The organism is Streptomyces sp. NPDC007905, assembly GCF_042959345.1.
Lineage (GTDB): Bacteria > Actinomycetota > Actinomycetes > Streptomycetales > Streptomycetaceae > Streptomyces.
The window spans coordinates 362,590-370,150 of record NZ_JBIBKS010000006.1 but is presented as its reverse complement, the minus strand read 5'-3'; the positions used below and the strand labels follow the sequence as shown (position 1 = coordinate 370,150).

The window sequence follows — 7,561 nt, the reverse complement described above, 5'->3', positions numbered from 1 at the left end:
CGACGCCGTCCGCACCCCCATGCAGTGGACCCCCGACCGCAACGCGGGCTTCTCGTCCTGCGACCCGGGACGCCTCTTCCTGCCCACGATCATGGACCCGGTCCACGGCTACCAGGTGACCAACGTCGAGGCGTCCATGGCCTCGCCGTCGTCGCTGCTGCACTGGACCCGCCGCATGATCGAGATCCGCAAGCAGAATCCCGCCTTCGGACTGGGGTCCTACACCGAGCTGCAGTCCTCGAACCCGGCGGTGATCGCCTTTCTGCGCGAGTACGAGGACGACCTGGTGCTGTGCGTGCACAACTTCTCGCGGTTCGCACAGCCCACGGAGCTGGACCTCAGGCGGTTCAGCGGGCGGCACCCGGTCGAGCTGTTCGGCGGGGTGCGGTTCCCGGCGATCGGCGAGCTGCCCTACCTGTTGACGCTGGCGGGGCACGGCTTCTACTGGTTCCGGCTGCGCCGGGAGGCTGCGTAGGCCGAGCCCGGTGGGGCGGTTTCCTCCGCCCCACCGGGGGCACGCATCAGTAACACCCCGACGACCCGGGGAAAGGACGTGACGCCCATGGCGGAAACGGTCGCCCCCTTCGGCACCACCACCACATCCGGTCATCTCCTGGCCTCGCTCGAACCCCTGTTGCGCGAGTGGCTGCCCAGGCAGCGCTGGTTCGCGGGCAAAGGACGCCCGGTCACCGGGTTCACCCCGGTGGCCGCCACCGAACTGCTGCCCCCCGACGGCCGGCTGGGGCTCTACCACCTGCTCCTGCGCGTCCACCAGCCACCCGTGCTGGGCGCACCGTCGCACCCCGGCGACTGCTACCAGCTGCTCATAGGCGTGCGCGAGGCGCTGCCGCCCCGGCTGGCGCCCGCGCTCATCGGACATGTGGAGGAGGGCCCGCTCGCCGGCCGCACGGTGTACGAGGCCCTGTACGACCCCCGGCCCGCCGACGTGCTCCTGGAGGCCCTGCGCACCCAGTCCCGCATCGGCGGGCTGCGTTTCGAGCGGGACCCGAGCCGGCAGATCCGGGAGGGACTCGTGGCGCGGCTGATGACCGCCGAGCAGTCGAACTCGTCGATCGTCTATGGCGATACGTTCATTCTGAAGCTGTTGCGCCGGGTGGTCCCCGGTGTCAACCCCGATCTGGAGATACCGCTCGCACTGGCCCGCGAGGGCTGCGGCCGGGTGCCCGCGCCGACGGCGTGGCTCCATGCCGAGCTGGATACCGACTCCTATGTGCTGGCCGTGCTCCAGCCGTTCGTCAGCGGTGCGGCCGACGGCTGGGAGCTGGCGCTGCGTGAGCTGGCCAAGGGCGAGGACTTCGTCGCCGAGGCCCGGGCGCTGGGCCGGGCCACCGCCGAGGTGCACACCACGCTCGCCCGCGCCCTGCCGACGGTCACGCTGGGCCAGGCCCAGCTGGGGCTGCTGGTGGAGGGCATGACCGAGCGGCTGGAGGCGGCCGTCCAGGCGGTGCCGGCGCTGCGGCCGTACGAGCGCGGGCTGCGCTCCGCCTTCGAGGCGCTGGCCGATCTGGCCGCCGAGGGGCGTACCTGGACTGCCCAGCGCATCCACGGCGATCTGCATCTCGGCCAGTGTCTGCGCTCGCCGTCCGGGGGCACCGCCCACGCGCTGAGCAGTGGGGGAGAGTGGTTGCTGATCGACTTCGAGGGGGAGCCGGCCCGGCCGCTGGCCGAGCGGCGCATGCCGCAGCCGCCGGTGCGGGACATCGCCGGGATGCTGCGCTCCTTCGACTACGCCGCCCACTCGGCGAGCCCGCCGGCGCCGGAGTGGGCGCACCGGTGCCGGTCCGCCTACTGCTCCGGGTACGCGGAGGTCGCCGGCCGCGATCCGCGCACCGATCCTGTGCTGTTGCGGGCCTACGAGACCGACAAGGCCGTCTACGAGGTCGTCTACGAGGCCCGGCACCGCCCCGACTGGCTCCCCGTTCCCCTCTCGGCGGTCCGCCGCCTCGCCACGTCCGACCCGACCCTCGCCCGGGAGACCCGTCCGTGACGTCCAAGAAGTCAGCCACCTCGAAGAACAGGTCCGGCAAGAGCAAGGCCGCCGCCGACAAGAGCAGGGCCGAGAAGAGCAAGGCCGGGAAGAAGGCCGACGTGACCGAGGCCGCCCCCCGGACCGAGCCGGCCGCGATCCCGAACGCCCGCACGCCGGAGCCCGCCGCCCGCGGGGCCGTACCGGCGCCCTCCACGGAACCCGCCCCGAAGGCACTCCCACAGCCCGCGCCGTCGGCCGTGCCCGAGCCCGCGCTGGAGGTCGCCGTCTCTCCCGCGATCGACGCCGGTGACCGCGAGCGGCTGCTGCACGGCACCCACCACGCCCCGCACGCCGTCCTCGGCGCCCACCCGGTCCCCGGCGGCATCGCCTTCCGCGCCTTCCGCCCCTACGCGCAGGCGGTCTGCGTGGTCTCGGGCGACCTGCGGGCGGAACTGCACGACGACGGCGACGGCTTCTTCTCCGGGCTGCTCCCGCTCACCGACGTTCCCGCCTACCGGCTTCTCGTGACGTACGAGGGCACCGTCCACGAGACCGAGGACGCCTACCGGTTCCTGCCCACGCTCGGCGATCTGGACCTGCACCTGCTCGCAGAGGGCCGCCACGAGCAACTGTGGCGGGCGCTCGGCGCGCACGTGACGACCCACCAGGGCGTGACGGGCACCCGGTTCGCGGTCTGGGCGCCGAACGCGCGGGGCGTACGGGTCGCGGGAAGCTTCAACTTCTGGGACGCCACCGGTTTCCCGATGCGCTCGCTCGGTTCGTCCGGGGTGTGGGAGCTGTTCGTGCCGGGCGTCGGCGCGGGCGAGCTGTACAAGTTCGAGATCACCCGCCCGGACGGCTCGCGCACCCTGCGCGCCGACCCGCTGGCCCGCCGCACCGAGGTCCCGCCCGCCACCTCCTCGATCGTGGACGACTCGCACCACGAGTGGGGCGACGGTGAATGGATGGCCCACCGCGCCGACACCCCGGTGCACGAGGCGCCGTTCTCGGTGTACGAGGTCCATCTGCCGTCCTGGCGGCCCGGCCTCACGTACCGGCAGCTGGCCGAGCAGCTCCCCGCGTACGTGACGGAGATGGGCTTCACCCACGTGGAGCTGATGCCGGTCGCCGAGCATCCCTTCGGGGGCTCCTGGGGCTACCAGGTCACCGGCTTCTACGCGCCGACGGCCCGTCTCGGCACGCCGGACGACTTCAAGTACCTGGTGGACCGGCTGCACCAGGCCGGTATCGGCGTGCTGATGGACTGGGTCCCGGCGCACTTCCCGCGCGACGCGTGGGCGCTGGCCGAGTTCGACGGGCGGCCGCTGTACGAGCACCACGACCCGCAGCGGGCCGCCCATCCCGACTGGGGCACGCTGGAGTTCGACTTCGGCCGTCGTGAGGTGCGCAACTTCCTGGTGGCGAACGCCGTGTACTGGTGCGAGGAGTTCCACATCGACGGCCTGCGCGTGGACGCCGTCGCCTCCATGCTCTACCTCGACTACTCGCGCGAGCCGGGCCAGTGGACGCCGAACCAGTACGGCGGCCGGGAGAACCTGGACGCGGTGGCCTTCCTGCAGGAGATGAACGCCACCGTGTACCGGCGCTGCCCGGGCGTGGTGACCATCGCCGAGGAGTCCACCGCCTGGGACGGCGTCACCCGCCCCACCCATCACAAGGGCCCGAGCGGCTTCGGCGGTCTCGGCTTCGGCCTGAAGTGGAACATGGGCTGGATGCACGACTCGCTGGAGTACATGAGCCACGAGCCCGTCCACCGCAAGTACCACCACCACGAGATGACCTTCTCGATGGTGTACGCGTACAGCGAGAACTACGTGCTGCCCATCTCCCACGACGAGGTCGTGCACGGCAAGCGGTCCCTCGTCTCGAAGATGCCGGGCGACTGGTGGCAGCAGCGGGCCAGTCACCGTGCCTACCTCGGCTTCATGTGGGCCCACCCCGGCAAGCAACTCCTCTTCATGGGGCAGGAGTTCGCCCAGGGCGCCGAGTGGTCCGAGGCGCACGGCCCCGACTGGTGGCTGCTCGACCCGTCCTACGGCGCCGAGGCCGACCACCGGGGCGTGCGGAATCTCGTACGGGACCTGAACGGGCTGTACCGCGCGACCCCGGCGCTGTGGCAGTGCGACACGGACCCGGCGGGCTTCCAGTGGATCACGGGCGACGCGGCGGACGACAACGTCTTCGCGTTCCTGCGCCACGACGCCGACGGCAATCCGCTGCTGGCCGTCTCGCACCTGGCCCCGGTGGTCCGTCACGACTACCGCATCGGTGTGCCGGAGGACGTACCGGCCTGGCTGGAGGCACTGAACACCGACGCGGGCGGCTACGGCGGCAGCGATGTCACCAACCGCGACGTCATCAAGCCCGAACCGCAGTCCTGGCACGGCCGCCCGGCGAGCATCCGGCTGACGCTGCCCCCGCTGGCGACGGTGTGGCTGCGACCGGCCTGATGACCGGCACGGGGCAGCAGACGAGACGGAACTTCATATTCCCTTTGCGTACATGCCATGGAGTGCCTGCGCTCGGCCGCTCATCGCCCGGTGAGCGAAAGGAACCCGAGTGCAACACCCCTGGTCACCGGCACCGTCCGGGTCCGGCGAAGCCCCCTGCGCGAGCGGCCGGGGTGGGCAGCCGCCCTGCCGGCGGATGGTCGGTGCGGCGGGGAGGCGCAGTCCCGCATCGGGCCGGCCGGCAGCACCTTCCCGGGAACGGTCGCGAGGTACTGACATGCGCCGCACGCTTCTCGCGCTGTCCCTCATGGTGGCCCTGACCGGTTGCTCGCTGCTCGGTCGGGACACGCCGTGCACCCGGGCCGACGCGGACTCGCACGTCTCCGTCGTGTGGCGGCCGTCCGACTTCGGCGGTGCGGACGCGGCGAGGGTCCGGCTCTGCGTGGGCGGCGCCTGCAGGGAGCAGACGTCGGGCGACCCCGAGGACCCGTTCGGCTCGGTGACGGTCCGGCTGCCCGACCGCATCGGCGCGTCGACCGTGCCGGTGAAGCTCACCGTGACCTCCGCGAGGACCGGTGACCCGGTCGTCCAGGACAGCACCCGGGCGAGGCTGACCGAGCAGCACCCCAACGGCACGTCCTGCCCACCCACCGTCCGGACCGCGACGTACCGCGCCGATCCCGGCAAGGGGCTCACCTCACCGAAGGGGATGTCCCTGCAGGGCACGTGAGACCGGAGGGCCTGGAGCAACTGTTCCAGGCCCTCCGCCGTCACTCCGTCGCGGCCAGCCCCGGCGGCAGCACCCCCGTGTGCAGCACCCCGAGCCGCTGCGTCGCCCGGGTCAGCGCCACGTACAGATCGCTCGTGCCGTAGGCGCCCGGCTCCACCACCAGCACCGAGTCGAATTCGAGACCCTTGGCCTGGCGCGGGTCGAGGAGCACGACCGTGTGCGTCAGGTCGGGCTCGGCGCCGGCCGTGACCCCGTCCAGGCGGGCGGCCAGCAAGCGGTGCAGGGCGCGCGGGGCGATCACCGCCAGCCGTCCCTCGGTGGGGGTGAGTTCGGCGACCGCCTTGGCGACCGCGCCGGGCAGGTCGTCGGACGCCCGGCGCACCCAGGGCCGTACGCCGGTGGACCGGACCGAGCTCGGCGGTTCGAAGTCCGGCTTCTCCGCGCGGACCACGGCCGCGGCCAGGTCCATGATCTCCGAGGGGGTGCGGTAGTTGACGCCGAGGCGGGTGTGCTCCCAGCGGTCCTCCACGTACGGGGCGAGGATGTCGGCCCAGGAGCCGACGCCGGCCGCCTCCGCGGTCTGGGCGGGATCGCCGACCAGGGTCATCGAGCGGGTCGGGCTGCGCCGCATCAGCAGCCGCCAGGCCATCGGGGACAGCTCCTGCGCCTCGTCCACGATGATGTGCCCGAACGCCCAGGTGCGGTCGGCCGCGGCCCGCTCGGCGGCGCTGCGGTGGTCCGCCTCCTCGTGCCGCTCGGCGAACCGCTCGGCGTCGATGATGTCGTGCGCGGACAGCACCTCGGAGCCGTCCGGGTCGCCGTCCTCCTTGTCCTCGAACTCGTAGGTGCGGGAGGCGTACGACACGTCCAGGACGCCCTGCGCATAGGCCACCTGCGTCTCGCGCTCGCGGTCCGCCCGCGCCCTCGCCAGCCGGTCGTCCACGCCGAGGAGTTCCGCCGCCTCGTCGAGCAGGGGCACGTCGGCGACGGTCCAGTGGCGGGTCACCGGGCGGCGGATCGCGTCGGCGTCCTCCTCGGGGAGGTAACCGTCCGGCTCCGCGAGGAAGTCGGCGACCAGCCGCCGCGGGGTGATGCGGGGCCACAACTGGTCGATGGCGGCCCAGACCTCGGGGTTCTCGGCGAGGTCGTCGCGGATCTGCGTGATGTCGGCGGCGTCCAGCAGGCTGCCGCCGTCGTACGGGTCGGTGCCCACGCGCTCGGCGTACAGCTCGGTGAGCGTGTTGAGGATGTGGCCCTCGAAGTACTCGCGGGCCGCGTTGTGCGGCACCTTGGCGGCACGCGTGCGCTCGCGGGCGACGCCGACCAGACCGTCGTCGAGCATCAGCACCTCACGGTCGTGCTCGATCGCGATGACCGGGTCGGGCAGGGCCTGCCGGTCGCGCACGACGGCGGCGAGCACCTCGGCCAGGTCGGCGCGGCCCTTCACGGCGGCCGCCTCGGGGGTGTCGGTGGCGGTGGCCTTCACGCCGGGGAAGAGCTCGCCGACCGTGGCCAGCAGCACTCCCGTCTCACCGAGGGAGGGCAGCACCTCGCCGATGTAGCCGAGGAAGGCCGGGTTGGGTCCGACGATGAGCACGGCACGGCGGGCCAGCAGCTCGCGGTGCTCGTAGAGGAGGTAGGCGGCCCGGTGCAGGGCGACCGCGGTCTTTCCGGTGCCGGGTCCGCCCTCCACCACCAGCACCCCGCGGTGGGGCGCCCGGATGATCTCGTCCTGCGCGGCCTGGATGGTCTGCACGATGTCGCTCATGCGGCCGGTGCGCGCCGAGTTGAGCGCGGCCAGCAGCACGGCGTCCCCGGTGGGGTCCTCGTGGCCGGTGCGGGTGGCGTCGCCGAGGTCGAGGATCTCGTCGTGCAGGGAGGTCACGGTCCGGCCCTGGGTGGCGATGTGCCGGCGGCGGCGCAGGCCCATCGGGGTGTGCCCGGTGGCCAGGTAGAAGGGGCGGGCGACGTCGGCCCGCCAGTCGATGAGGACCGGGGTGCGCTGCGCGTCGTCCTCGCGCAGACCGATCCGGCCGATGTGGTGGACCGCGCCGTCGGCGAGATCGATCCGGCCGAAGCAGAGCGAGCCGTCCACGGCGTTCAGCGCGGCGAGCAGCCCCGAGCGCTCGGCGACCAGGATGTCCCGCTCCAGCCTGGCCTGCATGGGCTTGTCGCCCTGGGCGAGCGCGTCCGCGACCGAGGTCTCCGTCTCACCGCGCAGCACGTCCACGCGCGCGTACACTCCGTCGATGAATTCCTGTTCGTGCCGCAATTCATCGTCTGGAAATTCGGTGTTTGACAATTCCGCTCCCGCCCGGATATACTGTGCTCACTGAACTTCTCCGCGACTATTTCAAATCGAAGTCGCGA

General features: G+C 72.4%; 5 protein-coding genes. 4 read left to right on the top strand and 1 reads right to left on the bottom strand.

All coding sequences use genetic code 11. The features are described 5' to 3' along the window. The 4 genes from ACFZDC_RS14055 to ACFZDC_RS14040 form a co-directional block, all read left to right on the top strand. Positions 1 to 475: alpha-glucosidase C-terminal domain-containing protein (locus ACFZDC_RS14055; RefSeq protein ID WP_391323442.1), on the top strand; the 475-nt coding region annotated here is incomplete at its 5' end. Between the two features lie 87 nt (positions 476 to 562). Next, positions 563 to 2,008: a maltokinase gene (locus ACFZDC_RS14050; protein ID WP_391323440.1), complete on the top strand. Its 1,446-nt coding sequence runs from the start codon at positions 563 to 565 to the stop codon at positions 2,006 to 2,008. Between the two features lie 239 nt (positions 2,009 to 2,247). Next, positions 2,248 to 4,461 carry a 1,4-alpha-glucan branching enzyme gene (gene glgB, locus ACFZDC_RS14045; RefSeq protein ID WP_391323482.1) on the top strand — a complete coding sequence of 738 codons (2,214 nt, stop codon included), beginning with the start codon at positions 2,248 to 2,250 and terminating at the stop codon, positions 4,459 to 4,461. A gap of 277 nt (positions 4,462 to 4,738) precedes the next feature. Beyond that, positions 4,739 to 5,191 carry a lipoprotein gene (locus tag ACFZDC_RS14040; protein WP_391323438.1) on the top strand — a complete coding sequence of 151 codons (453 nt, stop codon included), beginning with the start codon at positions 4,739 to 4,741 and terminating at the stop codon, positions 5,189 to 5,191. 40 nt (positions 5,192 to 5,231) lie between these two features. Here the strand turns inward: ACFZDC_RS14040 and ACFZDC_RS14035 are convergent, their stop codons facing one another. Continuing rightward, positions 5,232 to 7,463 carry a HelD family protein gene (locus ACFZDC_RS14035; RefSeq protein ID WP_391323437.1) on the bottom strand — a complete coding sequence of 744 codons (2,232 nt, stop codon included), beginning with the start codon at positions 7,461 to 7,463 and terminating at the stop codon, positions 5,232 to 5,234. Positions 7,464 to 7,561: the final 98 nt, after the last annotated feature.